Origin of the sequence: Actinoplanes sp. NPDC051513 (assembly GCF_044454685.1) — a bacterium.
Taxonomy (GTDB): Bacteria; Actinomycetota; Actinomycetes; order Mycobacteriales; family Micromonosporaceae; genus Actinoplanes.
Window position 1 is genome coordinate 32828 of sequence record NZ_JBITDW010000038.1, and the last position, 18341, is coordinate 51168.

14 protein-coding genes are annotated in these 18341 nt (G+C 71.0%); 7 read left to right on the forward strand and 7 right to left on the reverse strand.

Features of this window, described 5'->3' with window-relative positions; genetic code table 11:
• Window positions 1-125: 125 nt before the first annotated feature.
• Window positions 126-686: a DUF3455 domain-containing protein gene (locus tag ACIA5D_RS49065; protein WP_396037619.1), complete on the forward strand. Its 561-nt coding sequence runs from the start codon at window positions 126-128 to the stop codon at window positions 684-686.
• Here the strand turns inward: ACIA5D_RS49065 and ileS are convergent.
• From ileS to ACIA5D_RS49080, 3 genes are all read right to left on the reverse strand, one after another.
• On the reverse strand, window positions 656-3760 hold the full coding sequence (ileS, locus tag ACIA5D_RS49070) for an isoleucine--tRNA ligase (protein WP_396037620.1): 3105 nt from the start codon (window positions 3758-3760) through the stop codon (window positions 656-658). The genes ACIA5D_RS49065 and ileS overlap by 31 nt on opposite strands.
• 251 nt (window positions 3761-4011) lie before the next feature.
• Window positions 4012-4248, reverse strand: a complete 237-nt coding sequence (locus tag ACIA5D_RS49075) for a hypothetical protein (protein WP_396037621.1) — start codon at window positions 4246-4248, stop codon at window positions 4012-4014.
• Complete coding sequence (locus ACIA5D_RS49080; RefSeq protein ID WP_396037622.1) at window positions 4203-4649, reverse strand: SRPBCC family protein; 447 nt, start codon at window positions 4647-4649, stop codon at window positions 4203-4205. The genes ACIA5D_RS49075 and ACIA5D_RS49080 overlap by 46 nt, the downstream gene beginning before the upstream one ends.
• Window positions 4650-4856: 207 nt before the next feature.
• Between ACIA5D_RS49080 and ACIA5D_RS49085 the strand changes: the two genes are divergently transcribed.
• A complete protein-coding gene (locus tag ACIA5D_RS49085; protein ID WP_396037623.1) occupies window positions 4857-5153 on the forward strand; it encodes a hypothetical protein in 297 nt (98 codons plus the stop codon).
• On the opposite strand, the gene ACIA5D_RS49090 is transcribed toward ACIA5D_RS49085, so the two are convergent.
• From ACIA5D_RS49090 to ACIA5D_RS49100, 3 genes are all read right to left on the reverse strand, one after another.
• Window positions 5126-8392 (reverse strand): TIM-barrel domain-containing protein, encoded by a 3267-nt coding sequence (locus tag ACIA5D_RS49090; RefSeq protein ID WP_396037624.1) that lies wholly within the window; start codon window positions 8390-8392, stop codon window positions 5126-5128. The two genes, ACIA5D_RS49085 and ACIA5D_RS49090, sit on opposite strands and share 28 nt — an antisense overlap.
• Window positions 8393-8505: 113 nt before the next feature.
• Window positions 8506-9399 carry a glycoside hydrolase family 5 protein gene (locus ACIA5D_RS49095; RefSeq protein ID WP_396037625.1) on the reverse strand — a complete coding sequence of 298 codons (894 nt, stop codon included), beginning with the start codon at window positions 9397-9399 and terminating at the stop codon, window positions 8506-8508.
• 130 nt (window positions 9400-9529) lie between these two features.
• Window positions 9530-10420, reverse strand: a complete 891-nt coding sequence (locus tag ACIA5D_RS49100) for a GNAT family N-acetyltransferase (RefSeq protein ID WP_396037626.1) — start codon at window positions 10418-10420, stop codon at window positions 9530-9532.
• 49 nt (window positions 10421-10469) lie between these two features.
• On the opposite strand from ACIA5D_RS49100, the gene ACIA5D_RS49105 reads away from it, so the two are divergent.
• Complete coding sequence (locus tag ACIA5D_RS49105; protein WP_396037627.1) at window positions 10470-11699, forward strand: helix-turn-helix domain-containing protein; 1230 nt, start codon at window positions 10470-10472, stop codon at window positions 11697-11699.
• Here ACIA5D_RS49105 and ACIA5D_RS49110 read toward each other — a convergent pair.
• Window positions 11696-12445 carry a DeoR/GlpR family DNA-binding transcription regulator gene (locus ACIA5D_RS49110; protein WP_396037628.1) on the reverse strand — a complete coding sequence of 250 codons (750 nt, stop codon included), beginning with the start codon at window positions 12443-12445 and terminating at the stop codon, window positions 11696-11698. The genes ACIA5D_RS49105 and ACIA5D_RS49110 overlap by 4 nt on opposite strands.
• A gap of 58 nt (window positions 12446-12503) precedes the next feature.
• Here ACIA5D_RS49110 and ACIA5D_RS49115 point away from each other — a divergent pair, with 58 nt between their 5' ends.
• The 4 genes from ACIA5D_RS49115 (at window position 12504) to ACIA5D_RS49130 (ending at window position 18234) form a co-directional block, all read left to right on the forward strand.
• Window positions 12504-13169, forward strand: a complete 666-nt coding sequence (locus tag ACIA5D_RS49115; protein WP_396037629.1) for an NUDIX domain-containing protein — start codon at window positions 12504-12506, stop codon at window positions 13167-13169.
• Between the two features lie 128 nt (window positions 13170-13297).
• Window positions 13298-14200 (forward strand): ABC transporter ATP-binding protein, encoded by a 903-nt coding sequence (locus tag ACIA5D_RS49120; RefSeq protein WP_396037630.1) that lies wholly within the window; start codon window positions 13298-13300, stop codon window positions 14198-14200.
• The gene (locus ACIA5D_RS49125) at window positions 14197-15513 is read left to right on the forward strand and encodes an ABC transporter permease (RefSeq protein WP_396037631.1); all 1317 of its coding nucleotides are present in this window, start codon (window positions 14197-14199) and stop codon (window positions 15511-15513) included. The genes ACIA5D_RS49120 and ACIA5D_RS49125 overlap by 4 nt, the downstream gene beginning before the upstream one ends.
• Before the next feature lie 3 nt (window positions 15514-15516).
• Entirely contained in the window at window positions 15517-18234 is a 2718-nt protein-coding gene (locus ACIA5D_RS49130) for an alkaline phosphatase family protein (RefSeq protein ID WP_396037632.1), read from the forward strand.
• The last annotated feature ends 107 nt before the right edge of the window (window positions 18235-18341 follow it).

Below are 18341 nucleotides of genomic sequence, written 5' to 3' on the forward strand. Positions count from 1 at the left end.
AACGGGCAATATCCAAGTTGATCTAAATCGATGGGCGGCGCTTCCCCGTGAGACGGGATGGCGGGTGACAGGGACCCGCCATACAACCCTGGGGGGACATATTGTTCAGCACGACTCGGTCGCGCGTGCGCGCGCTGTCCGTGGCCGGCATGGCCGTCGTCGTCGCCGCTGTCGGCGCGGTGAGCTACGACGCCAGCGCGGCCACCACGGCGCCGGACGCGCGCTCCGTCGCGATCCCGGCCATTCCCACCGATATCAAGCCCCCGGCCGGATCACGTCCGATCGGGGCCTTCGTGGTTACCAAGGGAACGCAGAACTACACCTGCGTCGTCGCCGAAGGTGCGACCACGGGCGCCTACACAGGGGCGTCGGTTCCGGAGGCACAGCTCATCGGCACCGGCGGCAGGCTGCACCACTTCGGGGGGCCGAGCTGGCAGTCGCTGCGGGACGGCTCGCTGGTCACCGCCGTGCGCGACAAGGCGGGGCCGCCGCGGGACGGGACCATCCCGGAGCTGCTGCTCAAGGTGAACAGCCACAGCGGCAAGGGGATCCTGACCAAGGCCGACTGGATCAACCGGCTCTACACGTCGGGCGGGGCGGCGCCGGCCGGATCCTGCACCGCCGGGCAGACGGTGCAGGTTCCCTACGGCGCGGTCTACGTGTTCTGGGACGATCCCGCGATCTGAAGCCAGAACCGCAGACCGAGTGACTCGTCGGTGAAGATCCGGGCGTCCTGATCGGGCGCCCCGGAGCCGAACTCCGTCGCGAGGACCTCGTCGGCCACCAGGCCGGCGTGCTCGGTCAAGGACAGGGCGGTCTCGTCGTCGTCGGTCGCGTAGCCCAGCGCGATGCGGTCGGCGACGTCGAGGCCGCTGGCCTTGCGGGCCTCCTGGATCTGGCGGATCGCCTCCCGGGCCCGGCCCGCGCGCAGCAGTGCGGGCGTGAGCTCCAGGTCGAGCGCCACGGTCGCGCCGGCGTCGGAGGCGACGGCCCAGCCGGCCCGCGGCGTCTCGGTGATGACGACCTCGTCGGGGCCGAGCGTGACGGTCTCGCCGTCGACCGTGATCGTGGTCGTCCCGGTGGACCGCAGATCGGCTGCCAGCACGGCGGCGTCGGATCCGGCGATCGCGCGAGCGACCTCTTGCACCAGCTTCCCGAAACGCTTGCCCAGCGTACGGAAATTGGCCTTGGCCGTGGAATCGACGAACGACCCGGTGAGCGGGGCGACGGCGCCGACGTTGAGCTCGCCGGCGATCTCGGCGAGCAGGTCTTCCGGCAGGTCGGCGTTCGACGCCACGGCCCGCGCGAGAGGCTGGCGAACCTTCAGGCCGGACTCGGCGCGGGCGGCCCGGCCCAGCTCGACCAGCCGCCGCGCGACCGCCATCTGGGCGGAAAGCTCCGGATCACGCCGCTCCGGCCTGGCCGAGGGGAACGCCGCCAGGTGCACGGACGGCGCGGCATCCGGCTCCACCGGCAGGATCAAGTCTTGCCAGACCCGCTCGGCGATGAACGGGGTCAGCGGCGCCATCAGCAACGTGACGGTGCGCAGCGCCTCATGCAGGGTGGCGAGGGCGGCCGGGTCGCCGCGCCAGAAGCGGCGGCGGCTGCGGCGCACGTACCAGTTGGAAAGGTCGTCGACGAAGGCGGCGAGCAGGCGGCCGGCCTCCTGCGTGTCGTAGCTCGCGTACGCGGCATCGACGTTCTCGACGAGCGCCGCCAGCTCCGACCGCAACCAGCGGTCGAGGACCGGACGATCTTCCGGGTCGGCGGACGACGGCTGCCAACCGGCGGTGCGGCCGTAGAGGGCCTGGAAGGCGACCGTGTTCCAGTACGTCAGCAGGATCTTGCGGACGACCTCCTGCAGCGCGGTGTTCCCGACGCGCCGCGCCGACCAGGGCGAGCCGACCGCGGCCATGAACCAGCGGACCGCGTCGGCGCCGTGCGTGTCCATCAGCGGGATCGGCTCGACGATGTTGCCGAGGTGCTTGGACATCTTGCGGCCGTCCTCGGCGAGGATGAGGCCGAGGCAGACGACGGTCTCGTACGACGAGCGGCCGAAGACGAGGGTGCTCACGGCCATCAAGGTGTAGAACCAGCCGCGGGTCTGGTCGATCGCCTCCGAGATGAACTGGGCCGGGAACCGCTTCTCGAAAAGATCCTTGTTCGCGTACGGGTAGCCGAACTGCGCGAACGGCATCGACCCGGAGTCGTACCAGGCGTCGATGACCTCCTCGACGCGCTGGGATTTTTTGCCACATGCGGGGCAGTCGAGCGTGATTTCATCGATGAACGGCCGATGCGGGTCCAGATCGGACAAATCTCGATTTGTCAGGCGGCTCAGCTCCTCGCGCGAGCCGACGCAGGTGAGGTGACCCTCGGCGCAGCGCCAGATCGGCAGCGGCGTGCCCCAGAAGCGGTTGCGCGAGAGCGCCCAGTCGACGTTGTTGGTGAGCCAGTCCCCGTAGCGGCCGTGCTTCACCGTCTCGGGCTGCCAGGTGGTCTTCTCGTTCTCGCGCAACAGGGCATCGCGTACGGCCGTGGTCCGCACATACCAGGACGGCATCGCGTAGTAGATCAGCGCCGTGTGGCAGCGCCAGCAGTGCGGGTACTGGTGCTCGTACGGCTCGTGCTTGAACAGCAGCCCCCGTTCGCGCAGGTCGGCCACGATCGGCTCGTTCGCCGCCCGGAAGAACAGCCCGCCGACCAGCGGCACCTCGGGCTCGAACGTGCCGTCGCGCAACACCGGGTTGACCATCGGCAGGCCGTACGCCCGGCAGTTGGCCAGGTCGTCGGGGCCGAACGCGGGCGACTGGTGCACCAGGCCTGTGCCGCTTTCGGTGGTGACGTAGGTGGCGAGGATGACGATGTGCGCGTCGGGCACCTCGACCAGGTCGAGCGGGGGCTGGTAGGTCCAGCGCTCCATCTCCTTGCCCTGGAAGCGTTCGCCGGTCCGCTGGAATTTGTCGGGGATCAGCTGCTCGGCCACCACGATGTTCTCGTTGCCGTCGGTGGCGACGACGTAGGTCACCTCCGGGTGCACGGCCACGGCGGTGTTGGAGACGAGGGTCCAGGGGGTGGTCGTCCAGATCAGCAGGCTGGCCCGGCCTTCGAGCGGCCCGGAGGTGAGCGGGAAACGGACGGTCACGGCGGGGTCGACGTCGGTCTCGTACCCCTGGGCCAGCTCGTGGTCCGAGAGCGTCGTCTGGTCGCGGGGGCACCAGGGCGCGACCCGGAAGTCCTCGACCAGCAGCCCCTTGTCGAAGATCTGCTTGAGCGACCACCACACCGAGTCGATGTACGCCGGGTCCATCGTCCGGTACGCGTCGTCGAGGTCGACCCAGTAGCCCATCCGCTCGGTGAGCTCGGCGAACGCGTCGGTGTGCCGGGTCACGGACTCGCGGCAGCGCTCGTTGAACGCGGCGATCCCGTACGCCTCGATGTCCTTCTTGCCGGTGAAGCCGAGCTCCTTCTCGACGGCGAGCTCGACCGGCAGGCCGTGACAGTCCCAGCCGGCCTTGCGCTCGACGTGGAAGCCCTTCATCGTGCGGTAGCGCGGAAACACGTCCTTGAAGACGCGGGCCTCGATGTGGTGGGCGCCCGGCATGCCGTTCGCGGTCGGCGGCCCCTCGTAGAACACCCATTCCGGGCGGCCGCGGGACTGCTCGAGGCTGCGCTCGAAGATCCGCTCACGGCGCCAGAGGCCGAGGATCTCGTGGTCGAGCGCGGGCAGATCGACCTGGGCCGGCACGGGGCGGTACATCGCGTTCCTCCGTCATCGTTGCTCCGACGAAGGGACGAGGCTTTGCGGGCCCCGCGGTACCACCCTCCTTGACCGCTTCTTCGCGGGAAGCGGCCCACTCTTGGTCGGTTCTACTCGGCCCTACCGGCCTTTCCTCCGACGGCTCCGGGGTGATCTTCTCGCCGCGCAGTCCCCCGGGCTTCCACCGTCCCCGGGTCTCTCGTGGCTGCGTGCGGCGGTACTCGTCCCCATCAACGCCCTGCCCGCTCATGCTATCGCGCCGCGCCATCGATTAACCCGCCCACCACCGTAAGCAGCGCGCTGACCAGGAACAACGGATCCTGCGTCAGCGCGGCGGCGACCTGGGCGTACGCGCCGGGCCGCCGGTCGGGGTCCGCACCGGCGGCGACCTGCTCGGCCTTGCCGGCCACCCGCCGGGAGTCGAGGTAGCGGTCCCGCGCCGTCAGCCGCTCGACTCGCGGGCGTACCGGTCCAGAGTGGAGGTCCACATTCGCGCGATCAGCCGGTGCATGGGGCCGTGATGCAGGAGGAAAAGCAGGGGCTTCTGCGAGCGACGCGCCCCCGTGCTGGTCCACTCGGCGTGCACCCGGCTGCCTCCGCCGTCCCTCGCCGCGATCCGCACGAACCCGTCGCCGCCACCGCCGTAGCTGCTCTCCGTGACCGTCCAGCGGATCGCGTCGGGCTCCGACCAGTCGTACCGGGCGACCACCCAGAACGGCGATCCCGGGGTGCTTTCCCGGGCGACCGCCCAGGTGTCACCCTGCTCGCGCACCTCGTAGGTCTTCGGGTCGAGTGTGCGACTCAAGATTCGCGGCCGGCGGTCGGTGAAGTCGGTGAAGGCCCGCCGCACCTGCGCGGGCGAGGCCTTCGTGTCGACGTCGAATCTCACCCGCTCATCCGAGCACAGCGGTGCTCCAACCGGAACACCCTCGCATGAGTCCGAAGGCGGCGAGGGTGGCGTCGGCTCGGCCGGTGGACCATAGCGTGAAGGTGTTGGGAGGGTTGTGTGCACGGCCCCTGATTGAGCTCACGGGGCTTCTAGCATCCGGCCATGGAACCTGTACCGGCTGGTTGGAGCCCATTCGCGTGGCCCCTCATGGCCGCCGGACTCATGCTGATGATCATCCCCGTTCTCTCGCCGGGCGAAGACGCGGTGACCCAGGCGCAATCCGTGGTGTGCCGGACCATCGGCGCGGGCGTGATCGTCGCCGGCACGAGGATCGGCATCCGGCAGGTGGCTCTGCGGATCACCGTTGAGTTGCTGACCGGGATCACCTGGTTCGGCCTGTGCGTGGTGACCCCACTGTCGATGGTGTTCCTGAGTCTGCGAGGGCCGGCCGACACCGTGGTGGCCATGGTGGGCGCCTACGAGATGGTGAAGGTGAACGTGTAGGGCTCCCGGATCGGCACACCTCCTGGGCCCGTGCTGCTGACGTTGCCGACCACGCCGCTGTAGGTGCCGGGCGGCAAGGCCTCGGTCGGGGTCCACGCCAGCACGCCGGGGGCGGTCTCGGCGACCGAGCCGGCGATCTCGCCGAAGACGCCGCTCACCTCGACGGAGGTGCTGAAGTCGGCGCCGGTGGGCTGGATGTCGCGTTGGAAGCGCACGGTCACCGCGTCGGCGGCGGCGCTCGTGGAGACGACCAGCGGGTCGCGCCAGTACTGGATGGCCAAGTGGTCGTCGGGCACGCCGGGGACACCCCACTGGGTGGAGGTGTCGTCGACCAGCATGGTCTGGGTGATGCCGCCGTCGACGACCACGTCGCGGTTGACGGTGCCGGTGATCGAGCCCCAGTCCTCCACCGTCTCCCAGGTGCCGCGGGTGTACTTGTACTGGATGTCGGTGCCGTCCAGCACGCTGATCGTGGTCTCCCAGATGCCGTCGCCGCGGTTGGTCATCGCCTGCTTGCCGGGGTCCCACGGGCCGAGCAGGTCGATGTTGCCGGGCAGGAACAGCTTCGCGTCGGGTGGCGTGCCCGGCGGCGCGAGCACGCGGAAGGTCACCGCGACCGGGCGGATGGGCACGGTGAGCGAGGCCGGCACGCTGGCCGTGGTGCCGTCGGGGTTGCGGTACGCGACCCGCGCGATCACGTTCGCCGTGCGCGGCGATGCACCGGCCGGAGTGACGTCGTACGTGACCGTGAAGGTGCCGCCGGCGGCCAGCGACGACCGTGTGGTGGCGCCGCGCGGCTCGATCACCCAGCCGTCGGGGGCCTCGACGCTCGCGGCGACGTTGCGGATCGTGCCCGGCCCGACGTTGCGGACGGTCGTGACGAGCCGGCTGGTAGCGCCGGACTGCAGGCCGTCGGGCGCCTCGAAGGCGACGTCGACGGCGGGCTGCTGGCTGATCGTGAGCGGGTCGCCGTCGTGCGTGACGGTGACGGACCGGCCGTTCGCGGTCGCGGGGACCGCCACCGTCAGCAGGTGCTTCGCGGCGTCGTAGGAGAAGGCAGCCCGGTGGCCGCCGACGGTGACGGTGTGGGGGCGGCTCACGCCGGCGAAGGCGGCCGTGTAGGAGCGGGCGGCGGGCGCTCCGGGGTAGCTGCCGGCCACCGGCCCGACGGTCAGCGACGAGGTGCGGCCCTCGTCGTAGCGGACCGGAATCCGCTGGTACTGCCCCGACTGGTAGCCGAGGCCGTCGCCGGCGTCGCGGTAGACCGTGGTGGCGCCGTCGCCGTGCGGGTACGCCGTGAGCGTGAGCCGGTCTTTCGGCTGGTTGGCGACGTTGGCCGTGCCGGTGTTCTGCGCGACTATGCCGCCGGCCCGCACGTAGACCGGCATGTGGTCGGGCGTGGCCCCGACCGTGCGGGTGGCCGGCCCGCGGAAGGTGGCGCCGGTGAAGAAGTCGGTCCAGGTGCCGGGCGGGAACCAGACCGAGGTGGTGGTGCTCAGTCCGGGCGTGGTGACCGGCGCGACGAGCAGGTCGTCGCCCAGCAGGTATTGCGTGTCGTGCTGGTAGGCCTGGTTCAGCTCGGGCCACTGGAGGTAGAGCGCCCGGGCCATCGGCACACCGGTGTCGAAGCTCTGCCGGGCGGCCGTGTAGAGGTAGGGCACCAGGGACTCGCGCAGCCGCAGGAAGTCGGCGGCCGGGCCGCTCACCGCGTTCGAGTACTCCCACGGCAGCCGGTCGCCGTGGTCGGAGTGCAGGCGCAGGATCGGCTGGAACGCGCCCAGCTGCACCCACCGCAGGTAGAGGTCGTCGGGAAGGTGCTTGCCGGCGAAGCTGCCGATGTCGTGGCTGACGTAGGACATGCCGATGCTGCCCTCGGCGGGCGTCATCTTGGCGGCGAAGGCGAGCGTGGCGAAATCGGGCCGGGTGTCGCCGGTGAAATGGACGGTGCTGCGGTGCTCGCTCCACGGGCCGGAGCCGCCGGGCACCGTGTAGGCGGGATACGAGGCGCCGATGCGGGCGAGCGAGAAGCCGCGCTGCCCGCGGGCGTCGCCGTCGCGCTTGTAAAGCTCGTTGACCCAGCCGTCGGCGGTGACGCCGGGCGTGCTGACCAGGCTGTCGTCGCAGCAGTAGTCGAGCCACCACTGCTGCACGCCCTGCGCCTCGAACGGGTCGTGCAGCGCCTCGTAGGCCGCGGCCTGGTCGGCGTCGCCCCAGTCGAACCGGTACGGGTTGGGCGCGAAGCTGCTGGCGGCGGGCTTCAGCTTGTCTTTCGCGATGGCCTGGGCGGCGGCGAAGCGCGGGTCGTCGCCGCTGATCGCGGCGTGCACGTTGAGCGTCGTGTTGATGCCCTGCTTCTTCAGCTCGGCCAGGAACGGCTCGGGGTCGGGGAACAGGCTGGAGTTCCAGTTCCACCCGGCCCAGGCGTTCGGCGCCTTCCAGTCGGTGTCGACGACCAGGTTGTCGAGCGGCACGTTGTGCTGCTTGAAGGCGGGCAGCAGCTGGGTGCGGTAGTCGTTGGTGCTGTACGCCTGGTACTTCGAGAACCAGGTGCCGAAGGACCACTCGGGCGGCAGGAGGGAGGGGCCGGTCAGCGTACGCAGGTCGGCAAGCCCCCGCTTGTAGTCGTGGCCGTAGCCGAACAGGTAACCGTCTTGGTAGGCGCCGCTCGGGGTGGGCCGCGGGGTGAGCCAGTCGTCGCCGGTGCGCAGCGCGGTGGCGGTGTCGTCGAGCAGGTACCACCCGCCGCGGTTGAGCATGCCGGGGTGCAGGGTGAGCTGGTCGACCGGGCCGGCCTGGCCGGCGTAGTAGTCGAGCCCGCGATACCAGCCGCCGAGCGCGTCGTCGCGGACCGGGGTGCCGAACTCGGGGTGCACGCTGGTTCGCCGGCCGGCGACGGTGAGGTCGAGGGTGGTGTTGTCTTCGGTGACCGGGCCGCTGCCGATGCGGTAGTGCAGGGTGACCGCGCTGGTCTCGACCCGCAGCTCGCCGCCGGTCGTGCTCGCCCGGAACCAGGTGCGGGCCGGTGAGCGATCGACGGCGTTGAAGGTGGCACGGTCTTCGAACGAGTCGGCGGCGGAGTATTCCAACCGCAGCAGCGTCGGGCTGAGCACCTGGACGCGCAGATGGCCGGCCCGGACGATCTGGCCCTGCACGCGGCATGCCGGGGAGGCGAGAGCCGCGGCCGGCGTGGTGACCAGACCGAGCAGGACCGCGAGCAGGACGGCGAGGCGCTTGATCATGACGACCCCCGTTCGGGTTGCGTTCCCGTCACACAGTGGAGTCTCCCCTCGGGGCAGAGTCAATAGCGCGGCGTCGATATGGTCCGAACACCCGGGTCCGAAGACCCGGGTGTTCACGACAATTCAGTTGGAGACGGTCGCGAGGCGCGCGCCTTGAGCCCCTGGCCGTACGCGGTGGCGGTGCCGTCGTAGTTGCTGATCAGCGACGGGCCGCTCGAGCAGTCCCACGTGTTCCAGGTCCAGCCGAGGTAGCCGATGTTGTGCGCGTCGGCCCAATTCATCAGCGAGTCGACGAAGCCGTGCGCGCAGTCGTTCTCGCCGATCTCGGTGAGCGTCACCGGCACGGTCTGCGCGGTGGCGCCGATCTGGCTGTCCCAGCAGGAGGTGTTCGCGCAGGTGTTGAAGTTGTAGATGTGCGCGAACGCGGCCAGGTTGGAAAGGCTGTCGGCAGGCTTGTAGGCCAGCCACTGGCTCATGTTGTTCGAGTACGCGAGCCCGCCGATCATGATGATGTTGGTGGCGCCGGTCGCCCGCACGGTGGTGACCAGCGACTGGAAGCCGGCCACCTGGTAGCCGATGCCGGTGCAGGTGCCGCCGTCGCGCCAGCACTTCCAGCCCGAGGTCTCATCGCCGGTGGCCCGCTCCGGGTAGGGCTCGTTGAACAGGTCGAGGATGACCGCATCGTTGCCCTTGAACGCGTTCGCCACGCCGGTCCAGAACGAGGGCGCGTACTGCGCGTCGGGCATCGGCTTCTGGCAGGTCGCCTTGACGTCGCCGCACCCGGAGGAGTTGCCGGTGTAGAGGCCGTAGCTCCAGTGCATCTCGACGATCGGCGTGATCCCGTTCTGGACGAGCAGGTTCACGTACGCCTTGACCTGGTTCTGATAGGCCGTGCCGCCGTACGCGGCCGGGACGTCGGCCGTGCCCAGCCAGCACTCCTCGTTGAGCGGCACCCGGACGACGCGGACCTTCCACGTACGCATCGCGGTGATCGACGCCTGGTCCATCGGGCCGTCCCAGAAGCCGTTGCCCTGGATGCAGGCGAACTCGCCGCCGGAGCGGTTGATCCCGTAGAGCTTGACGGTCGCGCCGGTCGACTTGTTGACCAGCTTGTTGCCGGAGACCTTGAGTACGCCGTCAGAAAAGATCTATGTGTTCGTGGACGATCGGATAGCCGGCACGGGCGAAGGCCGCCGCCATCGGGTGGTTGTCCTGGTCCGTGTCGGCGCCGATCCGATCGGCGCCCCAGCCCACCAGCAGGTGCGTGGCCTCGGCGAGCAGGTCGTAGGCGTAGCCGTGGCCGCGCTGCGCGGGGACCACGCCGATGTAGCCGATCACCGGCTCGCTGTGGTTGCGGCACGGGACGGCCAGGCCGGCCAGCTCGCCGTCGCGCGTGTAGGCGAGCCGCCACCACTCCCGGGGGCTCGGCATCCAGCGCAGCAGCTCGACCGCCTCACGCGCCGCCGCGTCGACGCCGCCGGCCGCGATCGTCCGCCGGGCATGCGCGTCCAGCGTGCCGGTGTGGACGAGGCGGAACGCGTCCAGGAACGCCTCGTCGTCGGGTTCGGGGCGGAGCGCGAGACGGCCGGCGGAACCCGGCAGACCGAAGGCCCGCGTCCACTCGTACCGATATCTCTCCACCAGCGGAAGCAGACCCGCCTGCCCGGCCGCCTCGATCCTCTTCTCGGCCTCCCGCCGCACCGCCGGCACGGTGCGCCAGCCGACCGGAACCTTGATCGAGTACTCCGCGCGCAGACCGGACGAGAGCAGCAGACGCACCGCCGCGTCGCGATCGGTGAAGTCGAACCAGTCGAGGGCCAGCGGCACGGTGTCGCCCGGCCCGCCCCACCACGCGGCCCGCGCCACCACCACCCCGTCGCGCAGCGCGACCCAACTCCACTCCGGACGGTAGGCGCCGGCCGTGTAGCTGTCGCCGAACGCGGCGAACCCGACCAGCCCCGGGTCGGGCAGCGACTCGAAGAGGCCGGCCTCGCCCGCGCGCAGCGGCCGAATCAGTAGATCGGACATGGTTCAGACATGTACCACCGCAAGCTGCGAGCGGGGTTACGGTTCCGGCATGACTCCACGACCGACCGCCGATCCCGGGATCGGGGAACGGATCCGGGCGCGCCGCCTGCTGCGCGGGTGGAGCATGCGGTACGCCGCCAGCCGGGCCGGGATCTCGCACGCCACCTGGAGCAGGATCGAACGGGGGCGACAGGCGGCGGACAACCGGTTCATGCTGGCGGACATCGCCGCGGCGCTGGAGTGCTCCCCCGCCGACCTGGCCGGGATGCCGGTGCCGGCCACCGACCGGGCCGCGGCCGCCGCGCTCGCCGGCGTCGACGGCATCCGCCGTGCCCTGATCGACATCGACCTCGCCGAACCCGGCGCCGAGTCCGCCGCCGATCTGACGCCGCCGCTCGCCGAGCTCGCCAGGACGCTGAGCCTGGCCGACGCGTTGCGGCAGGCCTGCGACTACGCCGGCGCCGCCCGCCTGCTGCCGGCCCTGCTGCGCGACCTGCACGCCGAGACCGCCGGCCCGGAGCGGGGCCGGGCCCTGCGGCTGCTCTGCGACGCGACCTTCGTCGCGTCGTCGGTGCTGCGCAACCTCGGGCACGTCACGGACGCGTGGGTCGGCGGTGAACGGTGCCGGGAGGCGGCCGAGGCGACCGGCGACCCGGTGCTGCGTGGCCTGGCCGCCTCCACGCTGGCGAACGCGGCCATCGCATGCGGGTCGTACCAGCGTGCGCTGACGCTCGCCGAGCGCGCGGCCGAAGACCTGCAAGGCCACTTCGCCCGGCCGGGCGGCGCGGAGACACTCGGCTCGCTGCACCTGATCAGCGCGTACGCGAACCGCGGCCGCGACCGCGATCGCCTCGACGAGAGCCGTGCCTATCTGGCCGAGGCGGCGGAGCTGGCCCGGCGCACCGGCGAGACCACGACGATGGGCATGTTCTTCGGCCCGACGAACGTCGCCATCTGGCGGATCAGCATGGAGGCCGACCTGGGCGGCGACCCGGCCCGCGCCGCCGAGATCGCCCGGCACACCACACCCGCCGCCATCGCGGCCGGCTTCCGCCAGGTCTTCTACTACGTCGACACCGCGCGCGCCCTGACCCAGCTGGGCGGCCGCGACGAGGCGGCGATCCGCTTGCTGCTCACCGCGGAACGGCTCGCCCCGCAGCACGTGCACACTTCGGCCGACGTCCGGGAGTCGGCCCGCACGCTGCTGGAACGGTCCAACGTGCGGGCCGGCGGCGCCGAACTGCGGGGCCTCTGCGAGCGGATGCGGGTGGCGGTTTAGAGCACGTGCGCGCCGGCCTCGACGAGCCGGCGCAGCTCGGGATCGTCGGCGGGGACGTCGGTGACGATGCCGGCGACGCCGCTCAGCGGCAGCACCGCGAACGGTGACGCCGCCCCGATCTTCTCGGCGCTGGCCAGCACGTACGTCTCGGCCGCCCGGGATGCCAGCGCACGCTTCATCGCGGCCTCGTCGGCGTCCCCGGTGGTGAGCCCGGCCCGATGGTGAACACCGGTGACCCCGAGGAAGAACAGATCGGCGCTGACCCGGCCGGCCGCCTCGGCCGCGGCCGCACCGCAGGTCACCGCGGAATGCTTGAACAGCCGCCCGCCCAGCACCTGCACCTCGATCGTCGGGTGCGTGACCAGCGCCGCGGCAACCGTCACGCTGTGCGTGACGATCGTGACCGGCAATTCGGGCGGCAGCGCGGCCGCCAGCGCCAGCGCCGTGGTGCCACCGTCGAGCAGGACAGTGCTGCCCGGCCGGATCAGTGCGGCGGCAACAGCAGCGACCCTGCGCTTGCTGTCCGGCGCGACGGCAATGCGCGTCGCGTAGTCGGCCGCAGCCGCCGCGGCGGGCAGCGCTCCCCCGTACACCCGGGTGCACAGCCCTGCCGACGCGAGCTCGCGCAGGTCGCGCCGGATGTTGTCTTCCGCGACGCCGATCTCGGCGGCGATGTCCTTGGCGACGACCTTGCCCTCCGACCGCAGCCGGGCCAGCAGGAAGTCGCGCCGCTCGGCGGCCAGCATGCGTGTTAATCCTCATTCTTGTCGACTGTTGCGCGTTTCAGAGTGTACGTTCCCCGGCATGACCACACCAGGGATCGACGTCCCCGACGCGCGCGGCCGCACCGGCCTCGACCAGATCGGCCGCGACCTCACCGGGAACTCCGATGTCGTGATCCGCGACGTCGAGCTGCTGGCCACGGCCTGGCACGTGCTGCGGCGCACCACGTTCGACTACCGGCACGCCGACGGCCGCTGGACCCGCGAGCAACGTGAGACGTACGACCGCGGCGATGGCGCGACGATCCTGCTCTACGACCCCGACCGGCGCACGGTGCTGCTCGCGCGGCAGTTCCGCTTCCCGGTTTACGTGAACGGGCACCCCGACGGCATGCTCGTCGAGGCCGCCGCGGGCCTGCTGGACGGCGACGACCCGGCGGGCGCGATCCGCCGCGAGGCCGCCGAGGAGCTGGGCGTCGAGGTCGGCGAGCTGGAGCACGTCTTCGGCGCCTGGATGAGCCCGGGCTCGGTGACCGAGCGCCTGCATTTCTACGCCGCGCCCTACACCCCGGCGAGCCGCACTACCGCCGGCGGCGGCGTGGCCGACGAGGGCGAGGACATCGAGGCGATCGAGCTCCCCTTCGACGAGGCCCTGGCCGGCACCACCGACGGCCGCATCGCCGACGCGAAGACCATCATGCTGCTGCAATGGGCGGCCCTGCACGGGCCGTTCGGCAAACCGGCCTGATTAGACGATCGTCGAGTATCGATAGCGGCAGATTCCTGCCGTCTGACGTTTCAGGGGAGTTCAACCGGCGGTCCGCAACTGCCACGTATATCTATCCCTACGCCTCGTAGGAGGCGCGGGGAGGAACCATGAGAGCGGTCCGGGCGCGCGGGCTGACCAAGTGCTTCGGCGAGGTCGTCGCGCTCGACGGCGTGGACCTGGACGTGCCCAAGGGCCAGATCCACGGGCTGGTCGGCCCGAACGGCGCCGGCAAGACGACGCTGCTCGGCCTGCTGCTGGGCCTGTCGGTGGCCGACGGTGGCACGCTCGAGATCCTCGGCGCCCCGGTCCGGCGCGCGCTGGCCGGCCCGGACGGCGTCGCCGGCTTCGTCGACGGCCCCGGCCTCTATCCCTCGCTCACCGCGCGGCAGAACCTGGCCGCGCTGGCGAGGCTCCGCGGCGACCAGGGCGACGACATCGACGACGTGCTCGATCGGGTCGGCCTCACCGACGTCGCCGACGACCGGGCCAACGGCTTCTCCCTCGGCATGCGCCAGCGCCTCGGCCTCGCCGCGGCCCTGCTCACCCGGCCCCGCCTGCTGATCCTCGACGAGCCGTCCAACGGGCTCGACCCGGCCGGCAAACGGCAGGTCCAGAACGTGCTCACCCGGCTCGCCGCGGACGGCACGAGCGTCGTGCTCTCCAGCCACCGCATGGACGACGTCGAGGCGCTCTGCTCGGAGGTCACCATCCTCGCCGCCGGGCGGATCGCGTTCTCCGGACCGCTGGGCAAGCTGGCCGCCGAGAACCGTGAGCTCGACTACCGCCTGCTCACCGGCGACCCGCCCCGCGCTCGCCGGATCGCCGGCGAGACCAACGGCGTCACCGTGATCGAGAAGGCCGAGCCGCTCGCGGTCCGCGCCCTGACGCCCGCCCTGGACGACCTGGTCCGGCGGCTCGTGGACGCGGGAATCGCCCTCCGAGAGCTCACACCGGTGGTGTCACCGCTCGAGGCGGCATTCCTGGCCCTGACCGACGAGGAGCGCCGATGACCACGGCGGCGATGCGGGTCCCGGTGACGAGGGGCTACCGCTTCGAGTGGGTCAAGCTCGTCTCCCAGTGGCGGATCCGCCTGGTCGTGCTCGCCTGCTGGGTAGCGCCGGCGCTCTTCGTCGCGGGGGTGAGCCAGCAGGCCACGCTGCCGGTCGACACGCTCTTCGGCCGGTGGATGCACGCCACCGCCTGGGCCGGCCCGCTCGTGCTGCTGGGCTTCGCCGGCCAGTGGGCGCTGCCGCTGCTGACGTCCTTGGTGGCCGGCGACGTGTTCGCGGCCGAGGACCGGCTCGGCACGTGGCGGCACCTGCTCGTCGCGGTCCGCTCGCCACGCCGGATCTTCGTGGCCAAGGCCCTCGCCAGCCTCACCGTGATCCTGCTGATGGTCACCGGGTTGTTCGTGTCCAGCACGGCCGGCGGCCTGCTCGCGGTCGGCGACCGGCCACTGGTCGGCCTGGACGGCCACCTGCTCGCCACGGGCGACGCCGCCGGGCGGGTCGCGCTCGCGTGGCTCTGCGCGCTCGCGCCCACCCTCGCTCTCGCCGGGATCGGCCTGCTGGGGTCGGTGGCGCTCGGGCGCTCCCCGATGGGGCTGCTGCTGCCCGCGGTCTTCGCGCTGGCGATCGAGCTCGCCCAGATGCTCCCGCTGCCCGTCGCGGTGCGTCTCGCGCTGCCGGGCTACAACTGGAACGGCCTTTTCACGAGCCCGATGCAGCTCCGATCGGTGCTGATCAGCGTCGTGGCCGGCCTGATCTGGGCGCTGACAGCGACCGCGCTCGCGTACCTGATCTTCGTACGCCGCGATTTCACGAACCTGAACCACGACGGCTCCGCGCGGCGCGCCGTCCTGGCCGGCGCCCTCCCCCTGATCGCGCTGGGCGCCGCGACCGTCGTGGTCCTCGCGGTCGCGGGCCTCGGCGCCGGCTCGGGAATCGGGCAGGACAAGGTGCAACGCTCGCTCGCGACCGCGTTTGCGCACCTCTACCGCGTCCAGACCGGACAGCTGAACCGGCCCGACGTCACCGAGGCCCAGCTCGGCGCGAGCGCGGCATGCACCCGCGGCGGTGGGCAGACCGACCCCGAGGGCCCCGGCAACGACTGGCGCTGCGTCGTCTCCTGGCGCCTGCCCGACACGACGGCGGTCGGCAGCGCGATCTACCAGCTCGACATCACCCCGGACGGGCGTTTCGTCGCGGACGGCGACGGCCCCAAGGAGGTCAATGGCTACTTCCTGGTGCGCACCCCGGCCGGGGACGCGCCCAACCCGCTCTGGCAGTTCGACGGCACCGTCGAGCTCCTTCCGAAGGGATAGCGCATGCAGGTGACACGCCGAAGGCGGCAGGTCGCGAAGGGCCGCCGATTGTTGCTCGTCTCCGCCGGCGCGACGGCCGTCGTCGTGGCGGCCGGCGGCGGCGCGGCGGTGGCCCAGACGTACCAGTTCGGCACCGACCAGGTCGGCCAGACCACACGCCGGGGCCAGGTCGTCTCCGCCGACCAGTACATCGACCCGATCGGCAAGCGCCTCGTCATCACCAACGGCAAGATCATGTCGTCGGTCGTCAGCCCGGACGGCACCCACGTCGCGGCCGCGGTCGCCGACGGCGGGATGGCCCTGGCGATCGTCGACCTCCAGACGTTCAAGGTGCAGCAGCTCATCGGCAACAACGCGGCCGCCGACCTGCGCATCAGCGGCAACGACGTGGGCCAGGAGGGTCCCGCGTACTCGCCGGACGGCTCGCAGCTGTGGCTGAGCCAGGCCGACGGCTACCGACGGTTCACGGTCAACGCGGACGGGTCGCTGGCCAATCCGATGTTCGTCACGATCCCGGCGGACGGCGCCAAGCGGGCGCTCGTGGCCCAAGCGGTGTTCTCGCCCGACGGCGCGACCGTGTACTCGGCGGTCAACGGGCAGAACCGGGTCGTCGCGCTCGACGCGGCCTCCGGAGCGATCAAGCAGAGCTGGGCGGTGGGCAACGCCCCGCGGGACCTGGCCTTGGTGGGCAACAAGCTCTACGTGAGCAACGAGGGCGGGCGTACGGCGCAGCCGGGCGACACGACGATCAACTCGTACAACACTGCGGTGCCGGCCAGCCCGGTCACCGGCGCGACCACCACCGGCACGGTCAGCGTGATCGACGTCGCCGCCACGGGCGTGAAGAGCATCACCGTCGGCCTGCACCCGACCGCGGTGTACGCCAAGGGCCGCGCCGTCTTCGTCACCAACACGGCCAGCAACACGGTGTCGGTCATCGACACCGCACGCGACAAGGTCACCCAGACCATCGCCACCCAGCCCTGGCCGGAGGCCTCGGTCGGCTACGAGCCCAACGCGGCGACCCTCACCAAGGACGGCCACCTGCTGGTCACGCTGGGCCGGGCGAACGCCATCGCGGTCTACCGCTACGCGAGCCCGCTCGAGCCGGTCAGCTACGTCGGCCTGCTGCCCGCCGACTACTTCCCGGCCGAGATCGCCACGGTCGGCAACGAGATCGTCGTGTCCAACACGCGGGGCGTCGACGCCCGCCGGCCGACCACCGCGGCCGGGCACGGCACGCACGACACGACGTCGAGCCTGGTGCGGTTCACGCTGCCGAGCGACCGGGTGATCCGCGCTTCGACGGCCAAGGTGTTCGCTCAGAACGGCTGGACGCCGGGATCGGTCGCCCTCGCCAAAGATCACCGCGCGGCGCAAAAACCGGTCCCCGACCGGATCGGCGACCCTTCGATGATCAAGCACGTGTTCCTGGTCGTCAAGGAGAACCGGACGTACGACCAGATGTTCGGCGACGTCACGAGCGGCAACGGCGACCCGGCCCTGGCCGAGTACGGCGCGAACGTGACGCCGAACAACCACGCTCTGGCGCAGCAGTTCGGGCTCTTCGACAACACGTACGACATCGGCACCAACTCGGCCGAGGGGCACAACTGGCTGATGCAGGCCGACGACCCCGAGTACACCGAGTCCTCGGCCGGCGAGTACATCCGCAGCTACGACACCGAGGACGACGCGCTCGGCCACCAGAAGAGCGGCTTCATCTGGACCGGGGCCCAGGCGTCCGGCAAGTCGGTGCGCGACTTCGGCGAGTTCCACCAGTTCCTCACCAAGCCGGCCGGGGCGACCTGGCAGAACCTCTACTGCGACACCAAGAACATGGCAGCCACGGGTGCGGACACCGCGTACCCGATGGTCTCGTCTTCTCCGATCCCGTCGCTGAACAGCGTCTCGGTCGCCGGGTTCCCGAAGTTCGACACCGACGTGCCGGACATCTACCGGTACGAGATCTGGAAGAAGGACTTCGAGAAGAACGGCCCGGCGAACCTGAACATGTTCTGGTTCTCCAGCGACCACACCGGCGGCCCGCCGAACGGCGCCGCCCAGGTCGCCGACAACGACCTCGCGGTCGGCAAGCTGGTCGACACCATCTCGCACAGCAGGTACTGGAAGGACTCCGCGATCTTCGTGGTCGAGGACGACTCCCAGGCGGGCCTCGACCACATCGATGGTCACCGGGCGCCGATCCAGATCATCAGCCCGTACGCCAAGCGGGGCGTGGTGGACAGCCACTACTACTCGCAGATCACGATGATCCGGACCATCGAGCAGATCCTCGGGATCCACCCGATGAACCAGAAGGACAGCGCGGCCACCCCGATGGCGGCCGCCTTCACCTCGAAGCCCAACTACGCTCCGTTCACCGCGCTGCCCAACCGCACCTCGCTGACGGCGGGCCTGGCGGCGCCGCCGCCGTGCGGGGCCGACGTGCCGGCGCCCCAGGACGTCAACGCCGCGCCGGCGCCTTCGGGAGTGGTCCCGGCGGCCGAGCAGGCGGTCGCGTCGCAGTGGGAGACGTGGAAGGCGCAGCAGCGCCTGACCGGGCCGACCGCGAAGGCGGACTTCGCCAACCCGGCGCAGATGAACCACTTCTCCTGGTACCAGTCGCACGACTGGAAGAAGCCCTACCCGGGCGAGTCGTCCATCGTCCCGCCGGCGAAGGTGCCGGGCGCCTCCATCCCGGCGCCGGACAACGATTGAGCCGACCGAACAAAAGCGCCGGCCCTGATCAACCAGGGCCGGCGCTTCGTACGCATTGACTTGACGTGTTGACGTGTTGACTGCATCAACGTTGACGAGTCAACACG